Source organism: Neobacillus driksii, assembly GCF_013409995.1.
GTDB classification, from domain to species: domain Bacteria; phylum Bacillota; class Bacilli; order Bacillales; family Cytobacillaceae; genus Neobacillus; species Neobacillus driksii.
The window spans coordinates 111,592-137,373 of the sequence record NZ_JACCBX010000007.1 but is presented as its reverse complement, the minus strand read 5'-3'; the positions used below and the strand labels follow the sequence as shown (position 1 = coordinate 137,373).

General features: G+C 39.8%; 28 protein-coding genes. 2 read left to right on the top strand and 26 right to left on the bottom strand.

Annotated features, from left to right (window positions below; translation table 11 throughout):
- Position 1: 1 nt before the first annotated feature.
- The 11 genes from F4694_RS16800 to F4694_RS16750 all read right to left on the bottom strand — a co-directional run bounded on the left by F4694_RS16800 (position 2) and on the right by F4694_RS16750 (position 10,111).
- A complete protein-coding gene (locus F4694_RS16800) occupies positions 2-1,003 on the bottom strand; it encodes a branched-chain amino acid ABC transporter permease (RefSeq protein ID WP_179600018.1) in 1,002 nt (333 codons plus the stop codon).
- Positions 1,003-1,866, bottom strand: coding sequence for a branched-chain amino acid ABC transporter permease (locus tag F4694_RS16795; RefSeq protein WP_179600016.1), 864 nt, complete (start codon positions 1,864-1,866; stop codon positions 1,003-1,005). The genes F4694_RS16800 and F4694_RS16795 overlap by 1 nt, the downstream gene beginning before the upstream one ends.
- 150 nt (positions 1,867-2,016) lie before the next feature.
- Positions 2,017-3,186 carry a thiolase family protein gene (locus F4694_RS16790; protein WP_179600014.1) on the bottom strand — a complete coding sequence of 390 codons (1,170 nt, stop codon included), beginning with the start codon at positions 3,184-3,186 and terminating at the stop codon, positions 2,017-2,019.
- Between the two features lie 31 nt (positions 3,187-3,217).
- Positions 3,218-3,991 carry an SDR family oxidoreductase gene (locus tag F4694_RS16785; protein ID WP_179600012.1) on the bottom strand — a complete coding sequence of 258 codons (774 nt, stop codon included), beginning with the start codon at positions 3,989-3,991 and terminating at the stop codon, positions 3,218-3,220.
- A gap of 153 nt (positions 3,992-4,144) precedes the next feature.
- Positions 4,145-5,332, bottom strand: coding sequence for a thiolase family protein (locus tag F4694_RS16780; RefSeq protein WP_218895702.1), 1,188 nt, complete (start codon positions 5,330-5,332; stop codon positions 4,145-4,147).
- A gap of 127 nt (positions 5,333-5,459) precedes the next feature.
- Positions 5,460-6,614, bottom strand: a complete 1,155-nt coding sequence (locus tag F4694_RS16775; protein ID WP_179600008.1) for an acyl-CoA dehydrogenase family protein — start codon at positions 6,612-6,614, stop codon at positions 5,460-5,462.
- A gap of 88 nt (positions 6,615-6,702) precedes the next feature.
- Positions 6,703-7,104, bottom strand: coding sequence for a MaoC/PaaZ C-terminal domain-containing protein (locus F4694_RS16770; RefSeq protein WP_179600006.1), 402 nt, complete (start codon positions 7,102-7,104; stop codon positions 6,703-6,705).
- Positions 7,101-7,550, bottom strand: coding sequence for a MaoC family dehydratase N-terminal domain-containing protein (locus tag F4694_RS16765; protein ID WP_179600004.1), 450 nt, complete (start codon positions 7,548-7,550; stop codon positions 7,101-7,103). The genes F4694_RS16770 and F4694_RS16765 overlap by 4 nt, the downstream gene beginning before the upstream one ends.
- A gap of 24 nt (positions 7,551-7,574) precedes the next feature.
- Entirely contained in the window at positions 7,575-8,339 is a 765-nt protein-coding gene (gene fabG, locus F4694_RS16760; RefSeq protein ID WP_179600002.1) for a 3-oxoacyl-ACP reductase FabG, read from the bottom strand.
- Positions 8,340-8,402: 63 nt separating this feature from the next.
- Positions 8,403-9,581 (bottom strand): acyl-CoA dehydrogenase family protein, encoded by a 1,179-nt coding sequence (locus F4694_RS16755; protein WP_179600001.1) that lies wholly within the window; start codon positions 9,579-9,581, stop codon positions 8,403-8,405.
- A 173-nt stretch (positions 9,582-9,754) separates the two neighbouring features.
- The gene (locus F4694_RS16750; protein ID WP_179600000.1) at positions 9,755-10,111 is read right to left on the bottom strand and encodes a response regulator; all 357 of its coding nucleotides are present in this window, start codon (positions 10,109-10,111) and stop codon (positions 9,755-9,757) included.
- Between the two features lie 167 nt (positions 10,112-10,278).
- Between F4694_RS16750 and F4694_RS16745 the strand changes: the two genes are divergently transcribed.
- Complete coding sequence (locus F4694_RS16745) at positions 10,279-11,571, top strand: ATP-binding protein (protein WP_179599999.1); 1,293 nt, start codon at positions 10,279-10,281, stop codon at positions 11,569-11,571.
- Positions 11,572-11,605: 34 nt separating this feature from the next.
- Here the strand turns inward: F4694_RS16745 and F4694_RS16740 are convergent, their stop codons facing one another.
- The 4 genes from F4694_RS16740 to F4694_RS16725 all read right to left on the bottom strand — a co-directional run bounded on the left by F4694_RS16740 (position 11,606) and on the right by F4694_RS16725 (position 14,415).
- Complete coding sequence (locus tag F4694_RS16740; protein ID WP_179599998.1) at positions 11,606-11,830, bottom strand: hypothetical protein; 225 nt, start codon at positions 11,828-11,830, stop codon at positions 11,606-11,608.
- A gap of 185 nt (positions 11,831-12,015) precedes the next feature.
- Positions 12,016-12,282: a phage holin gene (locus F4694_RS16735; RefSeq protein ID WP_179599997.1), complete on the bottom strand. Its 267-nt coding sequence runs from the start codon at positions 12,280-12,282 to the stop codon at positions 12,016-12,018.
- Positions 12,283-12,373: 91 nt separating this feature from the next.
- Complete coding sequence (locus tag F4694_RS16730) at positions 12,374-13,729, bottom strand: ABC transporter permease (RefSeq protein ID WP_179599996.1); 1,356 nt, start codon at positions 13,727-13,729, stop codon at positions 12,374-12,376.
- Positions 13,726-14,415, bottom strand: a complete 690-nt coding sequence (locus F4694_RS16725; protein WP_179599995.1) for an ABC transporter ATP-binding protein — start codon at positions 14,413-14,415, stop codon at positions 13,726-13,728. Before F4694_RS16725 ends, F4694_RS16730 begins: the two co-directional genes overlap by 4 nt.
- A 172-nt stretch (positions 14,416-14,587) precedes the next feature.
- Between F4694_RS16725 and F4694_RS16720 the strand changes: the two genes are divergently transcribed.
- Positions 14,588-16,690, top strand: a complete 2,103-nt coding sequence (locus tag F4694_RS16720) for a PBP1A family penicillin-binding protein (RefSeq protein WP_179599994.1) — start codon at positions 14,588-14,590, stop codon at positions 16,688-16,690.
- Positions 16,691-16,712: 22 nt separating this feature from the next.
- On the opposite strand, the gene F4694_RS16715 is transcribed toward F4694_RS16720, so the two are convergent.
- From F4694_RS16715 to F4694_RS16665, 11 genes are read right to left on the bottom strand one after another with little or no spacing between them, the layout of a single operon-like run.
- Positions 16,713-17,426, bottom strand: coding sequence for an ATP-binding protein (locus tag F4694_RS16715; RefSeq protein WP_179599993.1), 714 nt, complete (start codon positions 17,424-17,426; stop codon positions 16,713-16,715).
- Complete coding sequence (locus F4694_RS16710) at positions 17,423-17,917, bottom strand: ECF transporter S component (protein ID WP_179599992.1); 495 nt, start codon at positions 17,915-17,917, stop codon at positions 17,423-17,425. Before F4694_RS16710 ends, F4694_RS16715 begins: the two co-directional genes overlap by 4 nt.
- On the bottom strand, positions 17,907-18,491 hold the full coding sequence (locus F4694_RS16705; RefSeq protein ID WP_179599991.1) for a cob(I)yrinic acid a,c-diamide adenosyltransferase: 585 nt from the start codon (positions 18,489-18,491) through the stop codon (positions 17,907-17,909). Before F4694_RS16705 ends, F4694_RS16710 begins: the two co-directional genes overlap by 11 nt.
- Positions 18,488-18,937, bottom strand: coding sequence for a bifunctional adenosylcobinamide kinase/adenosylcobinamide-phosphate guanylyltransferase (locus tag F4694_RS16700; protein ID WP_179599990.1), 450 nt, complete (start codon positions 18,935-18,937; stop codon positions 18,488-18,490). Before F4694_RS16700 ends, F4694_RS16705 begins: the two co-directional genes overlap by 4 nt.
- A complete protein-coding gene (locus tag F4694_RS16695; RefSeq protein ID WP_179599989.1) occupies positions 18,889-19,500 on the bottom strand; it encodes a histidine phosphatase family protein in 612 nt (203 codons plus the stop codon). Before F4694_RS16695 ends, F4694_RS16700 begins: the two co-directional genes overlap by 49 nt.
- A complete protein-coding gene (gene cobS / locus F4694_RS16690; RefSeq protein WP_179599987.1) occupies positions 19,458-20,249 on the bottom strand; it encodes an adenosylcobinamide-GDP ribazoletransferase in 792 nt (263 codons plus the stop codon). Before cobS ends, F4694_RS16695 begins: the two co-directional genes overlap by 43 nt.
- Positions 20,246-21,751, bottom strand: a complete 1,506-nt coding sequence (locus tag F4694_RS16685; RefSeq protein ID WP_179599985.1) for a cobyric acid synthase — start codon at positions 21,749-21,751, stop codon at positions 20,246-20,248. The genes cobS and F4694_RS16685 overlap by 4 nt, the downstream gene beginning before the upstream one ends.
- Positions 21,751-22,320 carry a bifunctional adenosylcobinamide kinase/adenosylcobinamide-phosphate guanylyltransferase gene (locus F4694_RS16680; RefSeq protein ID WP_179599983.1) on the bottom strand — a complete coding sequence of 190 codons (570 nt, stop codon included), beginning with the start codon at positions 22,318-22,320 and terminating at the stop codon, positions 21,751-21,753. Before F4694_RS16680 ends, F4694_RS16685 begins: the two co-directional genes overlap by 1 nt.
- Positions 22,302-23,378 carry a threonine-phosphate decarboxylase CobD gene (gene cobD / locus F4694_RS16675; RefSeq protein ID WP_179599981.1) on the bottom strand — a complete coding sequence of 359 codons (1,077 nt, stop codon included), beginning with the start codon at positions 23,376-23,378 and terminating at the stop codon, positions 22,302-22,304. The genes F4694_RS16680 and cobD overlap by 19 nt, the downstream gene beginning before the upstream one ends.
- Positions 23,335-24,318 (bottom strand): adenosylcobinamide-phosphate synthase CbiB, encoded by a 984-nt coding sequence (cbiB, locus tag F4694_RS16670; protein ID WP_179599979.1) that lies wholly within the window; start codon positions 24,316-24,318, stop codon positions 23,335-23,337. The genes cobD and cbiB overlap by 44 nt, the downstream gene beginning before the upstream one ends.
- Positions 24,315-25,781 (bottom strand): adenosylcobinamide amidohydrolase, encoded by a 1,467-nt coding sequence (locus F4694_RS16665; protein WP_179599977.1) that lies wholly within the window; start codon positions 25,779-25,781, stop codon positions 24,315-24,317. The genes cbiB and F4694_RS16665 overlap by 4 nt, the downstream gene beginning before the upstream one ends.
- Between the last annotated feature and the right edge of the window lies 1 nt (position 25,782).

Here is a 25,782-nt window from a genome sequence, read left to right as displayed (position 1 = left end):
CTTACCCCTCCTTTACTTGTTCTTCAGGCAGTTTCTTAGCACGAATGATTGGTTGATGAACAGAGGCCTTTCGTTTTTGAGTCCAGCTTACGACTGCTCCGACAATTCCGCGCGGATAGAATATAATTAACAGAGTTAACACGGGTCCGAAAACGAGCATCCGATAATCCTGTAAAAATTGAAGCCGCTGTGATAGGACAACAATTAAGATCGTACCAACAATGGGACCACTTAAGGTTCCAATTCCTCCAACTAGTAAATAGGTTAGAAAATCAAACACAATCGCGATTGAACCGATATCTGGTCCAATAAAACGGACAAAAGAGGCATACAGTGCGCCAGATAATCCCGCTATTACTGTTGAAATCACGAATACCGTTAGTTTATTTTTCATGGTGGAAATCCCGATAGTTTGCGCCAAATCTTCACTATTGCGAATTGCGATATAGGTTCTGCCTGAAAGTGAGTGAACGATACGATACATGATGAGGACGACTAGGAGTAGGAAGAATAGAACTAAGTAGTAGTGGCTTTGTAAGGTTTCAAAAGAAAGTGGTCCGATGTTTGCCGGTGCAGGAATTCCAATCAGCCCCCGAACACCTTCGGTTAAGCTGTCCCATTTATCAATGACAAGATAGATAATATAGCCAACACAGAGCGTATAAATCGCAAAAAAGTGCTCCTTTGTCCTAAGTGAGATGAGGCCGACAAAGAAACCAATGACCCCCGTAATAACTAGGGATAGAAGAAGTGCTGGCCAGAAATTCATTTCTGCTTTGACGGTTAATAAACCAAGTGAGTAGGCTCCTATTGCAAAGAATCCGGCATGTGCCAAGGAAAGATAGCCAGTATAGCCCGCAAGCAGATTAAGGCCGTAAACACCAATCATCCAAATAAAGGAAAGTGTCATCACGTGGATGAAATAATCATTCTGACTGATTATTGGAAAGATAATCGCTAGTAAAATAAGAACAAGGATAGCAATTCTTTGAACTTTTGACATTAATGGCCCCCCTTTGAAAACAGACCTGTAGGTTTAACAGATAGTATTAGAACAAGGAGGACAAAGGCAATGATATCCTTATAATCATTGGAAATATAGGTTGCCCCTAAGCTTTCACTAAATCCTAAAATATAGCCGCCTAAAATGGCTCCAGGTACACTTCCCATACCGCCAAGGATGATGATAACAAACGCTTTTAAAATGACGAGCTGTCCCATTGCTGGAAATACAAGATTGATAGGTGCACTTAACGACGCAGCAATAGCGGCTAAACCACCAGAAATCATGAATGTAAGCATGGCGACTCTATTCGTGTTGATTCCAACTAAATTTGCACCTTCTCGATTTTGTGACATTGCAATAATGGTTGAACCAGTAAAAGTTTTTTTTAAGAATAAAGTTAATAGAATCATAACGACGATGGCAGAAATAACAATAAGCAAGCGCTGCATAGTAAACGTTAATCCAAAAATCTGTACAACTTGACCATATGGAGTTGGCATGCTTTGGAATTCTGCCCCCCAGACGAATTGAGCGAAAGCTTCTAAGAATAATAGGATCCCAATCGCTGCAATCTTATCATGGATCGGCGGCGCTTCTCTAAGAGGATGGAAAACGAACCTTTCCATTAACACACCAATCACACCAACTACTAATATCGAAACAAAGATAGCCAGCCAATAATGTAGTCCATACTTGGTCATCATTGTTAGTGTTATGTATCCCCCCATCATGTATAGTGCACCATGTGCAAAATTCGGTATGTGGAGGATCCCATAAACGAGCGTTAAGCCTAAAGCCACCAAACTGTAAACGCTTCCAATTGTCATGCCATTAAATAATTGCTGAATAAGAATCTCCATTGGTTCCCTCCTTCTTTATCCAACGATTTCATATGGGAGCAAACCCGAGATTGGCTACTCCCATGAGGCATTACTGACCCTTATAAAGTTTTAAAACATTCACATTAAGAAGATGGAAAATAGTGTCCATTATTTCTGCCTTAAACACTTTTACTCTCTTTCGATTATAGTAGCGATCCCTTGACCCCCACCAATACAAGCCGTAATGAGCGCATATCTGCCATTTGAACGTTTAAGTTCATAAACTGCTTTGGTTGCTAAGATGGCGCCTGTTGCTCCAAGTGGATGACCATGTGCGATAGCACCACCATTGACATTTACTTTATTTGAATCCATATTAAGCTCACGATTACACGCAAGTACCTGTGCTGCAAAAGCTTCATTGATTTCTATCAGATCCATGTCCGCTATAGAAAGTCCACCCTTTTCCATAACTTTTCTTACGGCAGGAACAGGTCCAATTCCCATGATATTAGGATCAACCCCTGCAACTGCATAAGAACGGATAACCGCTAGCGGCGTGATAGCTAATTCCTCCGCTTTTTCTCTAGACATAATCACAAGAGCGGACGCTCCATCATTTAATCCGGAGCTATTACCGGCGGTTACAGTACCGCCTTTGAGGAAAGCTGGCTGGAGCTTTGACAATGCCTCAATCGTCGTTTGTGGGCGTGGATGTTCATCTGTTTTAAAGATGAATGGTTCACCCTTTTTTACTGGAATGGCGATCGGAACGATTTGTTCATTAAAGCGTCCTTCTTCCATAGCAGCCTTCATACGGTATTGGCTCGTCTCTGCAAATTCATCCTGTTCTTCTCTCGTAATCTTATATTTTTCAACGAGATTTTCAGCTGTTATCCCCATAGGCGGATCTCCGATGTCGTTTGGTGATAGTTGTGATTTTCTAAAGCTTGGGGGCGTAGCACTATATGGCTTTTCTGGGCGATCCATTAAATACGGAGCCCGGCTCATACTTTCGGTACCACCTGCAATAAAGATATCACCATCGCCAGCCCAAATAGCTTGTGCTGCTAGATTAATGGCATTTATTCCGGAACCGCACTGGCGATCTACCGTTAAACCAGGCAAATTTATAGATAGTCCTGTCTGTAATGCTGTTAATCTAGCAATATTTCCCCCACCTGATAAAACATTCCCAATAATCACATCATCTATCATCTCTGGATTGATATTTACTCGTTTAACGGCTTCTCTTATAACCGCTGCTCCTAGCACATGTGCTGGAATCGTTGCAAGAGCACCACCTTGCCTGCCAATTGCTGTCCTTACCGCTGAGACGATAACTGCATCCCTTTTCATTTCTCTTCACCCCTTCTATCAAGTGATCACTCTACATAGCGTGTGCGCCGCCATCTACAACAACAATGTCTCCTGTGATAAAATCAGATGCGGGTGCTGCTAGGAATAATGCAACTCCTTTTAGGTCAGTATCTGAACCAAACTTACGCAATGGTGTGCCCTGTAGAATCCCTTCGCCGCCTTTCTCTAGCAATCCTTTCGACATTTTCGTAGGGAAAAACCCTGGCGCTATTGCATTGACATAAACACCGTGCGGACCCCATTTAACCGCTAAATCCTTTGTAAAAGTAATGACCGCTCCTTTAGAAGTATTGTAGCCAATCGCATTCATATAATCAGGATTACTTCCCTTAAGACCTGCTACAGAGGCAATGTTTATGATTTTTCCTGACTTTTGCTCTAGCATAACTTTTCCCACAGTCTGTGACATAAGGAATGTTCCTGTTACATTGACGTCGATTACTTTCTTCCAAGCCTCAAGCGGCATTTCTTCAGCCATGGCTCCCCAAGTCGCTCCACTATTATTTACCAAGATATCGATTCTTCCAAACCTTTCTAACGTAAGGTCAACTACATTCTTTACATCCTCTGGATTGGTTACATCACATTTTATAGCAAGGCTATCCACACCGATTTTCTTTAATCCTTCACTTACTTCCTGACACGCCTCTAGTCTCCTTGAACATACCACTACATTGGCACCGGCCTCCGCAAATCCTTCAGCGATTTGCTGACCTAGACCTCGTCCACCACCAGTCACAATGGCAACCTTTCCTGTTAAATCAAATAACTCTTTCACATGCATCGACGTTTCCTCCCAGGACCATTTTTACTCACTCTATTTTAGATTTTACATACTAACTAGTTAGTATGTTGCTAAAGACATAATATACAAAATATTTATAATATTCAATACTATTTTTTCACCAAAATTCTCGTTTCTATAGCTTAAAAAAAGTCAAATCACCTCTACCATGATAGCCATGCCTTGGCCACCGCCGACACATAGGGTAGCGATACCCCTGTTTTGCTGACGACGAATCAATTCATACACTAAAGTTGTTATGATCTTTGCCCCGGAAGCGCCAAGTGGATGTCCAAGTGCAATGGCACCGCCATTGACGTTTACCTTTGCCTTATCTAAATATAATTCTCGTATTACAGCTATTGCCTGGGAGGCGAATGCCTCATTTAATTCAAATAAGTCAATATCCTCAAGTGATAGATTAGTACGCTCTAGTAGCTTTTTCACTGAAGGTACAGGTCCGATTCCCATTACCTCAGGTGAAACCCCTGTAACCGCCCAATCTACGATTCTAGCAATTGGTTTTAATCCTAGGGACTTAGCATATTCATCTGAGGTTAACACCATTGCTGCCGCACCGTCATTTCTGCCACATGAATTACCTGCTGTAACGGTTCCATTTTCTTTAAATGCAGGCTTAAGCTTTGCCAGGGATTCAATCCTGGTTTCCGGTCTAGGATGTTCATCTTGTGTAACCAAGATTGTACCTTTTTTCGTTTTTACTTCAACTGGAATAATTTCTGCATAAAATCGGTTACTTTCAATCGCACTGGCAGCACGGTGTTGACTTTCTAAAGCATATACATCCTGTTCTTCCCGCGTAATCGAGTATCGTTCTGCAACAATTTCTGCGGTGATACCCATGCCAAGATGATATCCATATTGCTCTGTTGGCTGCTGGCCCACTTCAGTGTTAGAATCAACCAGTTTAGGATTATCACCGCCAAAACGAGAATTCCTTAGATAGATCGGCGCATTGCTCATGCTTTCGGTACCGCCGGCAACCACAATATTTGCATGTCCAAACGCAATTTGCTGAGCAGCTGAAGCAACCGCCTGCATACCAGAAGCACAGAGACGATTTACAGTGAAAGCAGGTGACGTTTCTGGTACGCCGGCTCGTAATGCGGCTACTCTCGCAACATTGGAACTCTCTGTGGTTTGCCTTACTTCCCCTAGTATTACTTCATCCACTTGGCTAGCTGAGATACCTGCTTTGTCGATCGCTTCTTTAATGACGATTGAACCCAGCTGTCCAGAATTAAGACTTTTTAAAGCGCCGCCATATCTCCCCACTGGCGTCCGAACTGCACTAAGAATTACGATATCTTTCACGGTCATACCTCCTTTATCTGTTGAGTAGCTCCAAAGTTTCCAGCATTAAACCAAATGCTCTTTTTGAATGTTTTTCGGTCACTTCAAGGTTCCTGGATTGACCCAACTTCTCTTTCCAAATGCACTTCGGTCACTATAATCCGCTATACTCAATATCCAGTTGCGATGCGATGATATTTTTCTGTATCTCCGAGGTCCCTTCATAAATCCTCGTAATTCGTGCATCCCGATAAAATCTTTCAACAGGATAATCTGCAATATAGCCAAGTCCCCCATGGATTTGAACAGCTTTATCCGCCACCCTGTTATACACCTCTGAACCATAAAGCTTTAACATTGCAGCTTCTTTCATTACTTTCATTCCTTGGTCAACCATCCATGCCACACGGTAGGTAAACGAACGCAGTGCCTCAATTTCGACCGCCATTTCCGCTAACATATGGCTGACTGCCTGGTGTTTAATGATCGGGGTGCCAAATTGGATACGTTCTTTCGCGTACCTCACAGACATGTCTAGCAATTTTTGACAGGAACCAAGATTCCTAGACGCTAAACCAGCACGACCATTTGCTAATATTTTCAACGCATTGACATACCCCTGCCCCTCGGTTCCAAGGACATTTTCCAGAGGTACCTCACAATCTTCAAAAATTAATTCTGCTGAATGTGAGCCTCTTAACCCCATTTTCCGCTCCACTGCCCCAATTTGAAAGCCAGGAAAATCCTTTTCAACGATGAACGAAGTAATCCCTTTTGCTCCTTTTCCCGGGTCAGTAACAGCCATTACCGTAAACACACTGGCTTCAATTGCATTGGTGATATAATGCTTCAACCCATTGATAAGGAATTTATCTCCTTTTCGGACTGCAGTAGTTTTTAAATTGGCGGCGTTCGAGCCGGCATTTGGCTCTGTTAGAGCAAAGGCTCCCAATTTTTCACCGCTCGCCATTGCAGGAAGGTATTTTTTCTTTTGTTCCTCATTACCCATTTCCACTATCCCCACTGTACCAATTCCTGTATGAGCACCAATTAAAGTGGTATAGCCGTTGTGCGTTTGACCGATTTCTTCATACAACGCACATTTTCCAACCATCCCAATACCAAGTCCACCGAACTGTTCTGGAATACTGAGTCCGAAAAGTCCCATTTCCCTTGATAATTGAATGATTTTTTCGGGAATTTGATTGTCTTCTTCAATTTGCATGGCAACAGCTTCTACTTCGGTTTGAATGAAATCACGTACATTCTTTTTTAAAAATAAGATATCCTCATCAAATTCAAAGTTCATCTTAATCACCTCATTTCATCCATCTCAACTATAATAAACCCAGCCAATAAGCAGGTATCTCTCTTTTGACCGGGTTATCAATGACTACTTAGAATTGGGTAAACAAGACTTCCCCTTTTAAAACTTCATTTCCATTTTGGTTAACAGCTTGAACCTGAAAGCGTAATTTATTGTCTACTACTTCTTTTAAGGTTGCTTTAAGAGTAATGACATCATTTAAAAAGACCATTCCTTTAAATCGGATCGAATAATCCTGAACAAATCCATCTTCAAAATACGGCGTGAAAAGCTTTGCAAGATTGCCCATCGTCCACATACCATGAGCAATAATCCCTGGTAATCCAGCTTTTTTCGCTTCCTCATCAATCGTATGAATCGGATTAAAGTCACCGGAGGCACCTGCATATTTTATTAAATCGATCCGGGAGACCGGGTCTAACTGAATTTCTTTAAGTGATTCACCAACTTGTAATTGCAAAAGAGTACTCATTTTGTCAGCACCTTCCTCACAGCTTCAGAAATAACAACCGTTGATGTTGAACTAAATATCACGTTGCCAGCTGCATCTTCACCAAAGCTTTCCAAGACAAGAAAACCCATATCACCAAAATTACCTTTTTTCTCAAAGTATTTCTTCACTTCGGAATAACAAAGAAGTTCTTCACCAACGACAAGCGGTCGTTTATAATGAAAGGTTTGCTCCCCGTGAATTAATCCTTTATTTGGCAGATTTAATCCCTCAATCACACCATAATCAAACGTCCTCGGAAAAGTAGGCGGGGCAATATTATTTTTATACCTTGAATTTCTGCCTGCTTCTTCATCAAAGTAGATCGGATGGAGATCTCCAATTGATTCTGCAAATTTTTTAACTGCTCCTCTCTCGACAACGTTCTTCACTTTATTGGAGCGTTTACCAACTGTTTCATTAAACAATTTATCTTCGCCTCACTTTTTCGATTAATTTTTTGGTCCGCCGGCAACATAAATAACCTGACCATTCACAAAAGAAGATTGTTCATCGGCAAAGAATGCCACTGCATTGGCGATATCTGCAGGCTTTCCACTTCTTCCAACAGGAATGCTGGCTACACTGTGCTGAATTAATTGTTCAAATGGAACACCAATTCTATCAGCGGTTTCCTTTGTCATTTCAGTCTCAATAAACCCAGGTGCAACAGAGTTTGCCGTAATTCCATATCTCCCAAGCTCTATCGCAAGTGTCTTTGTGAAGCCCTGTAATCCTGCTTTTGCTGCAGCATAGTTTGCCTGACCACGATTGCCAAGAGCTGAAGTCGAAGAAATATTAATAATACGGCCATATTTATTTTCCACCATGTACTTTTGTGCTGCTCGTGCGGCATTAAACGATCCTTTTAAATGAACATCCATGACCATCTGCCAATCTGAGTCTGTCATTTTAAAAAGTAAGTTATCGCGAATTACTCCTGCATTATTAACAAGAATATCAATCGAGCCAAATGCATCGTACGTCTCTTTGATCGCACCTTCTACCTGATCAGCATCGACTACATTTGCTACCTTTGAAAAAACATCATAGCCTTTTTCTCTTAGTTCATTTGTTGTCGCTGCAAGTGCTTCTTCATTTAAATCAATAAACGCTACTTTTGCGCCTTCTTCCGCAAAACGTTCAACAATTCCTTTTCCAATTCCACGACTTCCGCCTGTTACAAATGCTACTCTTCCTGAAAATCTCCCTGCCATTTCTATTCCTCCCAAACATAATCTATTAACATAGTTTTATAGATAACGCTTTCAAAAAAATTATCAAACGTATTGACCAACTTTAACATGTCCTTTTATTAGATTTCTCGCAATAATCATGCGTTGAATTTCATCTGTACCGTCATAAATTCTCCAGAGTCTTGCTTCGCGGTACCAGCGCTCGATTGGCAATTCCTTTGTATAGCCCATGCCACCATGAATTTGCAAAACACGGTCGACAACATTATTACCCATATTCGATCCATAAAGCTTTGCCATCGAAGCCAGGTGGCGATTATCTTCTCCGTTATCAAGCGTGAAGGCAGCATTTAATACCAGCCACTTAGCAGCTTCGATCTCAACGGCAGAGTCAGCAATTTGCCACTGTATCGCTTGTCTTTCTGCAATTGGCTTTCCAAAGGTGATCCGTTCCTTCGAATAATCAATGGCCATTTGTAATAAGCGCTCTGCTGCACCTACAGCTCTGGCACCGACTACCCATCTCGCAAATCCTATCCACTCCAATCCTAGATTGTACCCTTTGTGTAATTCACCAAGGATATTCTCTTCTGGTACTCGAACATTCTCAAATACTAGGCCGGCTGGTCCCCATTCTCCCATGGTATGTATATACTCAGATTTCCAGCCCATATCCCGGTCGACAATAAAACACGTAACCCCTTCTCGCCCCTGTGTGGATTGGTGCAGGTCTTTATCTGTTATGGCAATTGCCATAACAAAGTCTGCTTCATTTCCACCTGTAATGAATGTTTTTTCACCATTCAACACCCAGTCATTTCCATCTTTCATTGCTGTCATTTTAATATTCCTAGTATCTGATCCTGCACCTGGCTCTGTCATTGCAAAGCAAGACTTCTTCTCACCGTTAATAGTAGGAATTAAGTATTTCTTCTTTTGTTCTTCATTACCGTAATAAAGGATATTGTCTGCGGATCCGCCAAAGCTAAATGGGACAAACGTCTTTGAAACCTCCATCAATACAATCGCCATCATCATCTGCCCAAGGTCTGCTCCGCCATACTCCTCTGGTGTATTTATGCCCCAGAAGCCAGCTTCCCTCGCTTTTAACTGAAGTTCTTTGAGTACTCCAGGAGGAAGACTTGGCTTACCTTCTCTTTCATTTCTTAATACTTCATTCTCAAGTGGAATTAACTCTTTTTCTACGAATCTTCTAATTGTTTTTTGGACCATCTTTTGTTCATCTGTCAAACGTAAATGCATACCTTTCACTCCATTCATTTTTTTAGAATTTAGTATAATAGCCGCTAAATATAATTATGCTGGCAAAACCGGATACATACCTACCGGTTGGTATGTTAGTTTAATTTTATTCTGAACTTTCAGATAACACAAGTTTTTTATTATGATAAATCTTATTTTCTCTTATCCAATAATTAAGTCAACGACAGGAAAAACAGCAATGGCTTTACAATATAATCATCTGCACCGAGCTCTAACCCCATAATTTTTTCCATATCCTGCCCCCGAGCCGATCCAATAACAATTGGCAATTCCGGATTACATTCTCTTAGCCTGGTACAAATCTCAAACCCATCCATATCGGGGAGCATTAAATCTAACAATACAAAAGCAGGGGACTGGTCATGAACAAGCTTAATTGCTTCTTTCCCGTCCCCCGCTTCTACTACCTGAAAATTTGACCTTTGTAGATTAAATACAATTAACTTCCGAATAGGTATTTCATCCCCTACCACATCATACTTTTTTTTACCAAAAAAAGGGTTACACATCGGTAACCACTTTTATACGTGGATGTTACCAATTTGTAACCTTTATAATGTAATTATGTAGATTTCCAGCTTTCAGATATTCCATATTACCTGAATTTTTAGTAGTATAGAATAGGCAACAATGATAATCCAGGAAATTTCCTTCCAAGAGAGGATAGGAGAAATAAATGAATAAAACGAAATTAGTACTTCTTTTTTTAATTACTAGCTTGATTTGGATTTATGCTAGTAACTATATACTGACACATTATATCCCTTCGTCCCTTGACAATTATTTTGAACGAGGGAAAGAAATTTTCTATATTCTAGTGACGGGTGGAATATTTTATTTTTTCATCCTAAAAAAAGAAGAGCTTGATACGACGAAGGAACAAGAAAAACGCTTATCCACCCTCATAAATTCAATGGTGGATTTTGTAAACTTTAAAGATGGTGAAGGTCGCTGGATTCGAGCCAATGATTTTGGACTGAAATTATTTCAGCTGGAGAATGTTGATTACTTGGGAAAAAAAGACTCTGAATTGGCAGAATACACGGAGTTCTATTCAGACGCACTCAAATACTGTGAAGTATCTGATGAGGAAACGTGGAAAAATGGTACAGTAACACGCTGTGAAGAGGTCGTTCCACTGCCCGATGGAACATCTAAAATATTTGATACCATTAAAGTTCCGTTGTTTCATGAGGATGGAACGAGGGAAGGACTAGTTATTATTGGCCGCGATATTACGACTCTAAGACAAGCAGAAGAGCGTCTTAGCAGAACGGAAAAGCTTTCGGTTGTCGGTGAATTATCTGCCAGCGTCGCCCACGAGATCAGAAATCCCTTAACCTCATTAAAAGGTTTCGTTCAATTATTGCAAATGGAAGATGATAAACACCAAGATTATTATCAAATAATGCTCGATGAATTAAATCGAATTAATCATATTGTAGGCGAGCTCCTGCTCTTAGCGAAACCGCAGCATTTAAAATATTCAAAATTAGCGATTCAAAAAATACTCAATGATGTCATTTCTTTATTAGCAGTCGAAGCAACTTTATATAATGTTCAAATAGAATCGAATTTTCCAAAAGAGGATATCATCATTGAGTGTGAGCCAAATCAGTTGAAACAATTATTTATTAATCTTATTAAGAATTCAATTGAAGCTTCAAAAAGTGATAGTAAAATCTCTATCTCTCTTGGTTTAATGGATGATAACCGATTAGGCATTACCATCCAAGATCAAGGCTGTGGTATCTCAAAGGAACTACTACAAAAGATCGGCGAACCCTTCTATTCATCAAAAGAAAAAGGGACAGGCTTAGGCTTAACCGTCAGCTATAAAATTGTACAGTCACATAAAGGAAATATTATGTTCGATAGTGAAATCGGCCATGGAACAACCGTTAATATCACTTTACCTGTGGTACAAAATGCTTCAACTGACACCAGCCAGTCAATAGTAACATCATAAAAAAAGTTCCTTTACGGATTGTAAAGGAACTTTTTTATGCCGATTGTTTACCTGAACTTACTTTATGTGTATGTTTTCTTCTAAATTCTAGCAGGTGTAATTGAATAATAAAGGCCATTCCCAATATGATTCTACTCCGACGTCTTGCTTTTCTCTCTTTTGGTCCGTAAACATAACGATTCCAAAAGTAATAAACAGACTCCTCAAGGAGAATAAAAAGTATATATATTCCTGCCGCCATTGCAATCCAATACCACATATCAAGAACCCCTTTCTCATGTATTACCTGCCCTTATCTGTAAATTGTTTCCATCTTCATTATACCCCCAACCCCTTCGACATTTCAGGAATTTCAATCTTCTAATTTTTACAAAATTCTACATAAATAAAAAAACGCTCGAACTTTGCCTGAAGTTAGGCAACCGAGCGTTTCTGTCTCTATGATTAGTTGGGTTCTTTATATGTCTTTGCACGTTCACTGTCACTCATACCTTTGGTGGTTGGATCCTGTACGATTCCCATCAATGATAATAATATAAATACAGTATTTATAAAGGTTAATATAGATTGCTGAATCGAATCTGTTAGTTGAAAATCTGTAATCCCTAATGCATTTAAACCTTGCAATAGCATTTGCGCCACGATCATCAACTGAGCCACAAACGCCATCACCCAGCTCCGGTTCTTAAAGCGGACCTTCCAGTTTATCATTCCCACATCCCCTTTCTATGTTAAAGACGTCTTTCTATTAACATATGCTTGGACTGAAAATGGTTGTCCGCCAATATCACAGAATCGACAATTAAACTTCTCTTCTCATGGCTCTGAGTACATCTACTTTTGTTGCTCTTTGGGCAGGACGAAGACCTGAGAGTATGGTTACTCCATAACAGATGACGATACAAATAATGGGAAGACTAAGTGGAATATCGCTAAAAACAATTTCAGGAGGTGTCTCTTCCCCAAAAGCCTGTTTAATGATTATAGGTATCACAAAGTTGACTGCATAACTAATTCCATAGGAAACGACAGTCCCAATGAATGCCCCAATCAAACCAATATAACTGCTTTCTAATAAAAAGATTCTCTTAATGGTACGAGGATTTGCCCCAATTGCTTTCATGATTCCGATATCAGGTGCACGTTCTGTTACGGCCATTGTCATCGTATTATAAATTCCAATAGAGGCAATTAGGATTGCAATGGTCCCAATAAAGATAAGTCCTGCCTTCGCTATTGCAAACATCAAATTAACTTCCTTTAATTCATTGACTACGGAATAGGTGGCATAGTCATTTTCCTTAAGTTCATCAACAATCCCCTGGACCGCTTCCATGTTTTTCGCATAGACCTTTACATCATCAAAGGTATTTTTTGAAGCTTCTAAATCTGCTAAATTTACCTGATCAGTGGAATCTAAAACAATTCCTTTTGGTGTTCCGGTAAACGCCTCGATATCCTTTAATAGTTCCTCCGAAATATAGACACTTCTGTCTTCTGCCCACTCTTTTGTTGGCTTTTTAGATATCCCTGCGACCTTTACTGGAAAAACCTTTTCTATTTTTTTCCCATCTTCCATCTTACTAACCGTTAATTCAATGGTTTCTCCAATTAGCTTACCGTTATAGCGGAATTTTTCTTTTAATTGACCTTGTTCATCAAACATTTCTTCCGTTTGTTCACCTTTAACACCAAGATTGAGTGGGAAATTATATCCAACCACTACTTCAGCTTTATCCTTTGCAAGGCTTCCTGCCGATAATTCAAAACCAGCTTTTATTTCAGAGGGAAAGTTTGCTACCACCGTTTGTGTGCTCTGCTGGTAATTTCCAATCAAATAAAAACCTTCCTGCTGCAGCATTTTTCTTCTCGTTACAGCTTTTACGTCAGACATTTCTTCAAATTCCTGAACGTCCTTATCATCTAACTGCCGATACCCGCCACTCTCAGTTGTTTCTTGACCGTAGACATCAATTTGTGTCATGATTCGTCGTTCTGTCATTTCCTTAACTACAGATTTTTGTAATCCGAAACCAACAGACGCAAGGACAATTAAGAATGCACAGCCCATTGCTGTCGCTAGGATTGTCATGTAAACCCGCGTTCTATTTTTCTTCATGTTTTGGCGGACGAAACGGAATTGATCACTAAGCTTCATGCTAGCACCCCCTCGATAATCCGTCCGTCTTTTAATTCAATCGTCCGGTGGCCGATATTAGCAACCTTTTCGTCATGTGTAATGATTAGAAATGTTATTCCTAAATCAGTGTTTAACTCTTTGATAAACTTCAATAAATCTTCTTCCGTTTCACTATCAAGACTTCCCGTTGGTTCATCCGCTAGAATGATAGGTGGATTTACGATTAAAGCACGAGCAATACTTACTCTTTGTTGTTGTCCCCCTGATAATTCCCCTGGATAATGGTCCTGGTAATCTAGCAAACCGACCTTCGCCAGCATCTCCTCTGTCTGTTTTTTTCTTACAGTTTCGCTGACACCTTTTAAAATTAATGGAAGTTCCACATTTTGAAAGGCAGTCATACTAGGAATCAACTGGAAGCTTTGAAAAATGAAGCCAAGGTTTTTAATTCTAAAATCGGCAAATTTCGTCTCATTCATTTGCGAAACCTTTTGGCCATTAATCCAGATTTCACCCTCTTTTGGATGAATAAAACCACTGACTAGATTTAATAAAGTGGATTTACCTGACCCGCTCCGACCAACGATGGTGACAATCTCTCCTTCTTTCACCTCGAAAGAAATATCCTTTAGAACAGGTATAAATGTTTGTTTACCCTTTTTACCTACCACAAATTCATGGCTTAAATGTTTTATTGTAATCATCGTTTCCTCCTGTTTCCCCTACTTCACCTTAATAGACGATGGCCCTTTACCAAACCCCTACAGATTTTTAAATTTTTTGTGGTATTCACCATAAAAGGCTATTATTGGAGTTTTTTTGCTAAAAAATTTATAATGAATAAAGCAAAATTCCTTTTGAAGGAAAGGAGACACAATGGAAAAATTACGCCCATATTGGGAAATGATTGTCCGTTTCTGGAAAAAGAAGCATCTCACACAGCTATTATTATTAGTGATTTTGATTGTTGTACTTGTTACCATTGTTTATTTCGGCTGGCTTGCAACGAGAGCAAATGTTCAGTCATTAAAAGAGGGACTAAGCCAACCAACTGTCATTTATGATAAAGATGAACAAGTGGCTACTAATGTTGCTACCAATCGAACTGCAGGGATAAAGATTGAAGATCTTCCGGAGTATGTTCCTGGAGCAGTTGTGGCCATTGAAGATGAGCGTTTTTATGAACATAACGGATTTGATCTTAAGGGCATTACCAGGGCTTTGTTCAACAATTTATTTGCGGGAGAGATTACTGGCGGAGGCAGTACACTCACACAGCAATTAGCAAAAAACGCATTGCTTTCCCCAGAACAAACTTATAAACGAAAAGCGGAAGAGTTATTTTTAGCCGTAAAGATTGAAAAAGTCTATAAAAAAGATGAAATCTTACAAATGTACTTAAATCAAGTTTATTTTGGAAATGGCGCATGGGGAATTAGTAATGCTTCAAAAAGATATTTTAATAAAGAGATTACGGATGTTACGATCAGTGAGGCAGCACTTCTCGCTGGATTGCTGCAATCACCGAGTTACCTAGATCCAACAAAAAATTATGACGTGGCAATCAAGCGGAGAAATCTGGTCTTAGGCAAGATGAACGAACTTGGTATGATTACCAAGGAACAGTACAATGAGGCAAAAAACGAAAAGATTAAGATCACTATCGGAAGTGGAAGTTTGGTTGAACGGAAGTATCCTTATTATGTGGATGCGGTCCTAAATGAAGCAATCTCTAGATATGGATTAACACAGGAAGAGATACTAACGCGGGGTTATCGGATCTATACCGAATTAGACCAAAACCTGCAGGCTGGTCTCGAAAAAGTAAACAATAATAAATCATTATTCCCGAGAAGTTCTGGCGAACGTATGGTTCAAAGCGGTTCCGTTCTAATGGATCCGGCTTCAGGGGGTGTTCTCGCGCTTGTTGGCGGACGAGGTGAACATGTGTTTAGAGGCTTTAACCGTGCTACACAATTAAAGGCTCAGCCAGGTTCAACGATTAAGCCGCTCGCGGTTTATACACCTGCCCTTGAGGAAGGTTATACTTTTGACTCTGAACTCGTTGATGAGCCTACTACTTTGGGTGAATACAAACCAGAAAATTTTTCAAAAACCTACCAGGGTAAAGTTCAGATGTACAAAGCTTTAGAGGAATCATTAAATATTCCAGCAGTTTGGCTTTTAAACGAGATCGGTCTTGAAAAAGGATTGGACAAACTTACAACCTTTGGATTGCCAGTCGAAAAAGAGGATAAAAACCTGGCAATAGCACTAGGCGGAATGAGTAAAGGAATTTCTCCGCTTCAATTAGCAAATGCATTCTCTGCATTTCCAAATGGCGGCAAGCGGCAAGACAGTCATCTTATCACTAAAATTGTCGGTCCTACCGGAAATATCATTGCGGAACGCGAACCTAAAACTACAAAGGTAACGTCAAAAGAGAATGCTGATGAGATGACCGCCATGCTTCTGAATGTGGTAGAAACTGGTACCGGCAAAAACGCACATATTCCAGACGTTCAGATCGCAGGAAAAACAGGTTCCACCCAGCTTCCATTTAATGATATTAATGGCACGAAGGATCAATGGATGGTTGGTTATACACCTAACTTGGTGGCTGCCATATGGATTGGTTATGACCAAACAGATCGACAACATTATCTGCCAAGCAACGGTTCTGGAAATGTGGTTCCGATTTTCAAAGAAATCATGAAGGCGTCACTCCCGCATAGACAAAATGAACAATTTGATGTTATTTCGATAAATGACCAATTGGCTGGAAAAGTTCAAACAAGGGAAGAAATTAAAAAGCAGGCTGAAAAAATAAAAGAGGAATTAAATCAAAATGCACAAAAACTAGGTGAAAAGCTTCAGGAACAGGCTCCCGTTTGGAAAAAAGGCTTAGAGGAGACAATGTTTTCAATTGGAAAAGGTATTGATACGATCATTCAAAAAATTAAAGGTTTAAATGAATAGCACGCCATTGCGGCGTGCTATTTTATTTAACAGTAATGAAATGGTAATACCCAGCAGCGACTTTTTTCAATTTCTCTTCTTGAGTTTGTTCATAGGCAATAATACAACAGGTTGCAGGTCCAGAGGATTTTAAAACGTCAAGTTTCGTATGAAGCATTTCTTTTGTAAATTTTTTATTTGGAAACATCTGATTGATTTCATATAGAATTCCTTTTGAGCCAACTGGCCAAACCATTAATTTTTCCAGTTTAGAGATTTCTTGAAAAATCAATAAAGGCAAGACCTTGTCTGCCTGATCAATCACTTCATTCCCCACTAATGGGCTGCCAATTACGGCGAACTTAAGATTAGCAGAAAGAACGTTCTCCGATTCTTTTGTAAAAGACCGTTGCCCAAGAACCACTAAACCAATCGCGGATTGTTGTAACGGGAAATTACTTTCTGTACTGCCTGTTATGGGTATATCCTCTAGATTTAATTCTGCTAAACCTTTTTGAATGCCTTTTATTAGGTCATTCCAAGTGTGATCTCCACAAAAATTATGAAGAACAACTGAAAGTGGAACTCCTCCTGCTGCGATACATTCCATTGCTGCTACTCTAAATGAATAATAGGCAACCGTTTCGTATGAAACCTGTACACGATCCCCTGCTTTCATACCAATGCCGCCGCTATTATCACTTGCGATGATAAGCGTATCGGTACTAGTTAACGGGATGGTAATGATATCCCTCATAATCTCACATCTTTATTCATCAAATCTTGTTTAAACAATGAAATTAGTCGCGGAATTGTCACCATTGCGATAACTGTATTAATCATTGAACCGATTAACAATGATGGAACTAATGCAACATAAAATGCTTTGCTCATTAAAATAATAAACGGTAATGGTGCTGCAAATGTATTCAGAAGGATAAAGAGAATACCAGCAGTATTTTTTTTGTTTTTCTTATAAAGAACACCAAAAAGAAAAACAAGAAGAGCCATTTCGATTGCAATTAACACATGCATTGGTCCTAATGGAAAACCTGAGATTAGAGCAGATAATAAATGCCCTAACGCACCTACAATTGCTCCTGCTCTGCTGCCAAGTAAGGCTGCAGCAAGCAGAGCTGGAAATACATCAAAAGCGACACTGCCTACGACCGCAGGAATTTTTACCGCTGCACCAACTGCGGATAGTGCAGAAAACAATGCCAGTAAACTTAGCAATCTACTTGTCATCTTTACGTTTCCCATCCCTGAATACTTTCGCACTTCGAACATACTCTACATCTTTTACGTTAAGTCGAAAATTTACCACTCTTGCTAACGCAAAGAAGTAATCGGAAAGACGATTTAAATATTTTAGTGCTAACTCAGGAGTTTTCTCATCGGTCTTCATTAATGATACAACTAATCTCTCTGCTCTTCTCGTTACTGTTCTAGCAATGTGGATCGAAGCTGCTGGCTTCGTTCCACCAGGTAAAATGAACCTTTCCAGCTCTGGAGCTTCTTGAATATATTCATCAATCTTGGTTTCTAAATAGTCAATGGCTTCGTTCCGCAGCTTATACTCAATCTTGTCAGAAATATTGGCAAGATCCCCGCCACAATCAAATAATTCATGCTGTATTTTTTCAAGATCAGTTAGTACGTCCTTAAATACCTCTCCATCAAGTTCAGTCATTACTTGGCCGACAAAACAATTTACTTCATCCACGGTTCCGTAAGCTTCCACGCGAATATCATCCTTGTCGACTCTTCCTCCAATAATACTTGTCTTTCCTTTGTCACCAGTTCTCGTATAAAGTCTCATAGCTTCCCATCCCCCGTTTTTTTGATTGTTTGATTTAAACCATACCAAATGATATCTACTCGATCAGCTTTTGCAGCAAGATCTTGATAAGCCCAGCCTGTTACATCGCGCCATAGTCGATTTTCTTTCTCCATCGGGACAATTCCCTTTGTAGTATCCGTTCCAATTACAACAAGTCTTCTGTTAAACTCTGCTTTTTCCCAGAAAAGCCAATCGTTCATGAAGCTATTCCAGATTTCACGGCAGTTGTAAGAATCTTGGGATTTCGTTAAATCCTTCAGCCACAACTCGATACCTTCTAAAATGAGCAAATTACTTTCTATTTGGTTACTATCAGTGATTAGATGATGACCCTGATAGGCTGAAAGCCAAGTACCACTTATCCCGTAATTTCCCTTTACCCAAGCTCTTTTGCCGTTAAAGGCACCTCCCGTAATAAAGTGCAACGTTCTCGCCTCCCCAATGCTTCTTTTGCAAAAACAAGTTCGTATCCATGATGGTGTGGTACCTGCCACGACCAAAAATCTCTGTGTTGTGGTGCAAATTCAGATAATAAATATCGAATCACCCCGCCGTGTGTAATAATTGCACATCGTTGAATATTTTGAGAAAAAATATCTTTAGTAATCTTTTCCCATCCAATAGAAACCCTTCTAGTAAACTCCACAAAAGACTCTCCTTCTGGAGGACTATAAGATATAGGATCCGAAAGCCAGCGCTGGTAAAGAGGGACTTCTTTTAAGTCTTCATAGGTTTTTCCTTCCCATTTACCGAAATTCATTTCTCGCAAATGACTTAGAAGGTACAAATCATTCGTTGGAAAAAGTATATTTGCAGTATTTATACACCTTGGTAAATCACTAGAAAAATAACTATCGTATCTGTTGTTTGTGTAGATTTTCTTTGACTCAGAACATAAAGGGGAATCATTCCACCCTAAATAAGCTTTCCGTTTATTCTCCTCCGTTAGACCATGACGAAATAATGCAACAACCACAGTGTCATCCATAGAAATAACTCAGTCCCTTCAACGGCTGCCCCTAAAATATCTCCCGTAATGCCACCAAACCACTTGATCGCTTTGCGGCGGCAAAAAAGCAAAATAAGGATTGCTGCAACAAGCAATATGGAGAGATAAAAGAATTCGCCAACAAATAATATCACAAGAACTAGGAATCCAATGATATATACAGGATAGGTCCATAAATCCCTGGGTAAGGCCGCACTTTGAAAAAGCGCTCCAAGACCAGCTTGTTTTGCAGACTTTACGGTTAATAACAACAGACCCATAACACTTTTACTAAACAGAGGGATTGCAGCAATCAGCAGAAATGAAGCAGCATGTATATTAACGGTGATCTCATAGATAAAGAGAAAACGGCTGCTTAACAAAACAATAATCGAGATAACCCCAAATGCACCAGTTCTTGGGTCGTTCATTACCTCTAGTCTTTTTTCTTGATCTTTGTAAGAAAAATAGCCGTCACTTGCGTCCATCCAGCCATCCAAGTGGATTCCGCCTGTTAAAAGAATACTCATCAGCCAAAGTAAGAAGGCAGCAGCGAGATTCGAAAAAGGAGTATATTCTAGTAAAAAATAAAAAAGCCCAGCATATATTCCACCTTGAAACAGACCCAGCAGCGGGAAAGCTTGAACAGCACTTTTTAGATGTGGTTTGTCCATTGGTATTTCAAGATGTACGGGAAGGGCAGTGAAAAATTGCACATTGATTAAGAAACCCTTTAAAAGTTTTCTCATTTCATGCACCACTTGTTGATGATGTCATTTAGCATTTCATAGTTTAAATGTTCTTTCAGTCTGTGTGCGATTTCATCGTATCTTTTATCTAAGTGTTCCCTCATGTAAGAAGTTTCTTTTGTATGTAATCCTTTGCTTTTCCGAATGAGGTTTAACCAAGTATTTCTCCATTCATCATTATGAAAAAGATGATGAAGATACGTCCCAATGATTTGACCATCCTTGCTAAAATAACCTTCTTCTTTACCATTATCAAGCGATAAAAATGAGCACCCTTCCTGGTGTAAAACGGTTTTTCCTAAATGAATTTCAAACCCATCCAGCTTCCTATCAGCGGGCAACCCTGTATGTTCGTGATACACGCCAGCCCCTCTTACCGTTTCTTTTTCTTGATAAAAGATTGTTGTCCCTGGAATACATCCCAATCCTAATACTTTCTTGTTGGGAATCCCTGTATCTGAACCAGCTTCATCAATGATTTCTTCCCCAAGTATTTGATATCCGCCGCAAATACCGACAACATAGCCGCCATTTTCAATATGGGTTTGTATCAAAAAGTCTAACTTTCTATCTCTTATACTGTTCAAATCATTGATTGTACTCTTTGTCCCAGGAATAATAACGGCATCAGGGCTGCCAAATTCAGAAGCCTGTTTCACCCAGCGGATCGACACATCTTCTTCATATAAAAACGGTTCCAGATCACTATAGTTTGAGATAAAGGGGAGCCAAATCACTGCAATATCCAGATTTCCTTTTTTCCTGCTGGAAAATTGATTGTTCAATGACAAAGAATCTTCACCATCAATCATATGATTCTCTACAAATGGTAAAACCCCTAAAACTGGAATCCCCGTTTTCTTTTCCAGCCAGTTAATACCATCTTCAAATAAACTGATGTCCCCGCGGAATTTATTTATGATTAATCCAGCCACTCTTTGTCTTTCTTCTGGCTCCAAAAGCTCAAGTGTACCAACAATACTGGCAAAAACCCCGCCTCTATCAATATCGGCTACAAGTACAACTGGAACGTCCGCCAGTTCAGCAACCTTCATATTCACAAGTTCTCGATCCTTCAAATTGATTTCAACTGGACTTCCAGCCCCCTCAATCACTACTAGGTCATATTCACTCGATAACTGGTCTAAAGACTTCTTTATCACATCAAGTCCTTTTTCGTAGAAAGTATCCCGATACCCTCTTCCGGAAAGAGTCTTTAACGACTTTCCTAAATACACAATCTCTGAATCTTGATTCGAACGAGGCTTTAATAATATCGGATTCATCCATACAGATGCCTCAATTTTTGCAGCCTCCGCCTGGATCCCTTGCGCCCTGCCAATTTCTTTTCCGTCATTTGTCACATAAGAGTTATTGGACATATTTTGAGATTTAAAGGGTACAACTCTTATCCCATCATTGGCGAACATTCGGCAAAGTGCTGTCACAATAAGGCTTTTACCGACGTCGGATGAGGTTCCTTGTATCATAACTCCTTTCATTACCTGACTCCCTTCATGTTGATGGGTATTCCTGCTTCAACCAAAAAGGCTTGATTGGCATCCTTCACCAGCTGTTGATGGATCTTTCCAAGGATTCGTGAATAAAAGAAAACGAGATTATTCTCTGCGATTGACTCATAGAAAACTTCATTACTCACCACAATTAAAACTTTTGCTCTGTCTCGTATTTTATTTATACCTGTTATGATTGTTTCCATCACATGTGCTAAAAAACAATCATCCCATTCTTGATTGTAAGAAAACAGCTCATTATTTAAAAGAGTCGTCACGCAATCGATTAGAATAATATCTTCCTTGTTAAAATAAGCTGCGCTCTCACCAATCGTTTGCGACTGTTCAATCGTTCGCCAACGAGACTTACCAGATTCCCGGTCATTCTGGTGTTTTACGATTCGTTCCCTCATTTCTGGGTCCGAAGCAACACCGGTCGCTAAATAGTTTAATTGCCCGCCATTTTCCTTTGCGTATTCTACAGCTATTTTTTCGGCAAAGCTGCTCTTCCCGCTCCTTACTCCGCCCGTTATAAAAATTAATGAAGCTGCCGCCATTCCCACAATACCTCCATTAATTTACTATTTTCTTCCTTACTTTTAATAGCAAAGCGTAACCAATTTCCTTCTAAACCAGGGAAGTTATAGGTATGGCGGGGAATGATTCCCTTCTGCAATAAGAATTCAAATAAGTTATTTTGTTCTTTTTGATTTGAATCGCGTAACAAATAGAAATTAACCTGTGAAGAAGTCATTTCATAATTATGCTTCTTAAAAAATGTAAACAATCTCTCCCGTTCTTCCGAAATATAGACTTGTGTCATTCTAATAAATTCTTCATTTTGTAAAAATAATTCCCCTGCCAATAACGCAATCGTATTGATACTCCAATGAGGCTGGTATTTGCTGATTTCTGCCAGTAAGGCTGGACCTGCAGCCAAATATCCTAAACGAATTCCCGGAATAGCAAACATTTTTGTCATCGACCGGATAATGATCAAATTTGAGAACTTATTAATATATGGTATAAAAGATTCATAGTTTACTAAAAAATCATAAAAAGCTTCATCCACAATCACAAAGCAATTTTGTCTTTCACATTCTTGTATGATTGAAAGAACCGTTGACACCGGATATTGAATGCCAGTAGGATTGTTTGGATTACATAAAAATAATGCGTCTGCACTGCTTAAACTTGGGAGTAACTCATCTATATGTAACTCAAAATGAGGTCCCCTTAATGGATGGTACTGTATTTCACAATTGTTGGCACGACATGCCTTTTCATATTCAGAAAAAGACGGCTCCGCCACTATAACCCTTTTTCCGGAAAGAAATCTTGCAACAAGAGTAATAAGTTCTGCCCCGCCGTTTCCAATTAGAATAGAATCAGCCGAAATTTGTTCCGTTTCCGCAATCCTATTCCTAAGCTTTTCAGCAAATGGATCTGGATACACGGTAATTTCCTGAAAGAAATCATTCCATTTCTCTTTAAGGGCAGGAGGAGGACCAAGTGGATTAATGTTTGCACTAAAATCAATATACTTCTCTGGGAGCGAAAGTCCCAGCGATTTAAAAAGGTGCTGCGGATTTGAACCATGTGAAGGCAAATTCAACCATCATCCCTCCGATCCATAACAATAGTAAAAACAAAAAGACTGTTTTATCCAAGATTTTATTGGCTGATAAAATATGATCAGCTTGTATGGGGACTAATGGATCTCCCATCTTTGCCCGGTTTGAAACGATTCCTTTGTAATAGTTGATGCCGCCAAGCTGAATCCCCAAAATAGCAGCCACCGCCGCTTCTCCCCAGCCGCTATTGGGACTCGGGTGTTTCTTGGCGTCACGGAATAATATTTTCCACGCCCTTTGATACTCCATTTTCATAGGCTTTGTTCCGATTAACATTAGGACTCCAGTTATCCTGCTAGGGATCCAGTTCATCACATCATCCCATTTAGCTGAAGCCCAGCCGAAGTCTTTAAATCTTTCATTCTTATAACCTGCCATGGAATCACAGGTATTCGTTGCCCGATAGACCATTGCAAGAGGCGCTCCCCCAAATAGTGCCCAAAACAAGGGTGCCGTTACCCCATCACTAGTGTTTTCTGCAACGGTTTCGATTGCACCACGTGCAATTTCACTTTCATTTAATGAATCTGTGTCTCTTCCAACAATGTAAGATAATTTGATTCTAGCTCCTGCCAAGTCCCCCTTCTCTAATGGGGCATGTACTTCGAGAGCAGCTTCTTTTAGACTTTTTTGTGCGATCGTTGATGCAATGATGATACTTTCAATGGCAATGCCAGCGATAGGATGAATTCGATAACTGAATGCAATTACTAAAAGTACAATTGAAAATACGATCAATAAAACAAAAAGGAGCATCAAGACTCCTTTTAATCTTTTATTTTTCCCATGATTTAAGTACTTCTCCAAGAATGAAATCAATGATCCTATCCATCTGACAGGATGCGGCCATTGAGGGGGATCTCCTACAAGCTTATCAATAAAATACGCAAAACTTATGGCAGTTAAATGATAGATCATCATATTACTTTCCTTTTTTGAGATTTCCGAATACCCTCTAACGTGCATTCATATACAGCTTTCCCAATCAATTTACCTAAATTTGTAATCGTCCCTGCATACTCCAGCCTGTCACCAGCCTGGGTAGCCGCAATTAAAATACTATCGGTAGAAGTACCGGTCGCAATGGTTCCTGTCACCGAATCCATTATGTTTAAATCATGGAGCGCTTTTGCTTTTGCTTCCGTAGCAGTCATAATACTTTGGATAAACGCTTCCTCGGTTAATTCACCATTAACGAAGATCCACGTATTGATGGTGCCTGGCACCTGTTCAAAGGTATGAAGTTCACTTTTGGAAGCATCGATCGCGTTTCCAACACCTGCAGTTACCACAACAAATAGAGAGAATCCATTCCCTTCAAGATGCTTACATGTAACATCCTTAAGGAAGACTGCGGTCATCATTCCTACTGTTTCAGAAGGTTCGAAGCCGTTTGCTTTTAAAAAGGTGGCCATTTCCTTTCGATGATCGCTGCAGTTATAGTCCTTTCCAACATGTCGATTAACAAACGTATGGTGCCATCCTGTTCCTGATCCAACAACTCCTGACGACATCGTCCTTAATGGGACAGGTGATTTTAACTCAATAAACTCATTTGTTACGCGTAACAAACTTTCATCAATTTGAATGATCTCCTTTTCTTGCCTCTCATTTGGTATTAACACCATTTGTGGTGCTGGTACTCTTGGATGTGGATGCTTCTGAATGTCGGTATGATAAACATCACGTATTCTTTCTTCTCTCAGCACTTCGTTCGGGATATGGTTGATATTAATCGTGCCGTTTTCGAGCAAAAGCAATCGATCACAATATAAGCCTGCAAGATTTAAATCATGAAATATAGATACGACAGTTAAACCTGTTTCTGCCGTCCAATTTTTTAATAAATCGAGTAATTCTTTTTGATAAGATAAATCCAAATGGTTCGTTGGTTCATCTAATAGGAGAATTTCGGGTTCTTGGGCGAGTGCCTGCGCTAAAAATACTCTTTGTTTTTCCCCGCCGGATAACTCTTGAATCGCTTTATTTTTTAAGGAAGTGATGCCTGTTTGCTTCATCACCCGTTGTACAATCTTTTCATCCTTTTCTTCCCAAGTCTGAAACCAGCCTGTTTGATGAGCATAGCGGCCAAGCGAGACCGTTTCTTTTACGGTATAGGAAAACGATTGCGAAGAATGCTGAGATAAAACCGCTACGATTTGAGCCAGCTGTTTTGAATTATATTCCTGCAGTCTTTTTCCTGATATGAAAATATCACCTTTTACAATTGGCAGGATTCCGCTTATCATTTTTAATAAGGTGGTCTTACCGCTTCCATTCGGTCCCAAGATCCCGAATAATTCACCTTTTTGCACTTCAAAAGAAATATCCTTCAATATATGTTCATTTGAATACCCGCCTGCAACATGTTGAACGTTAAGCATC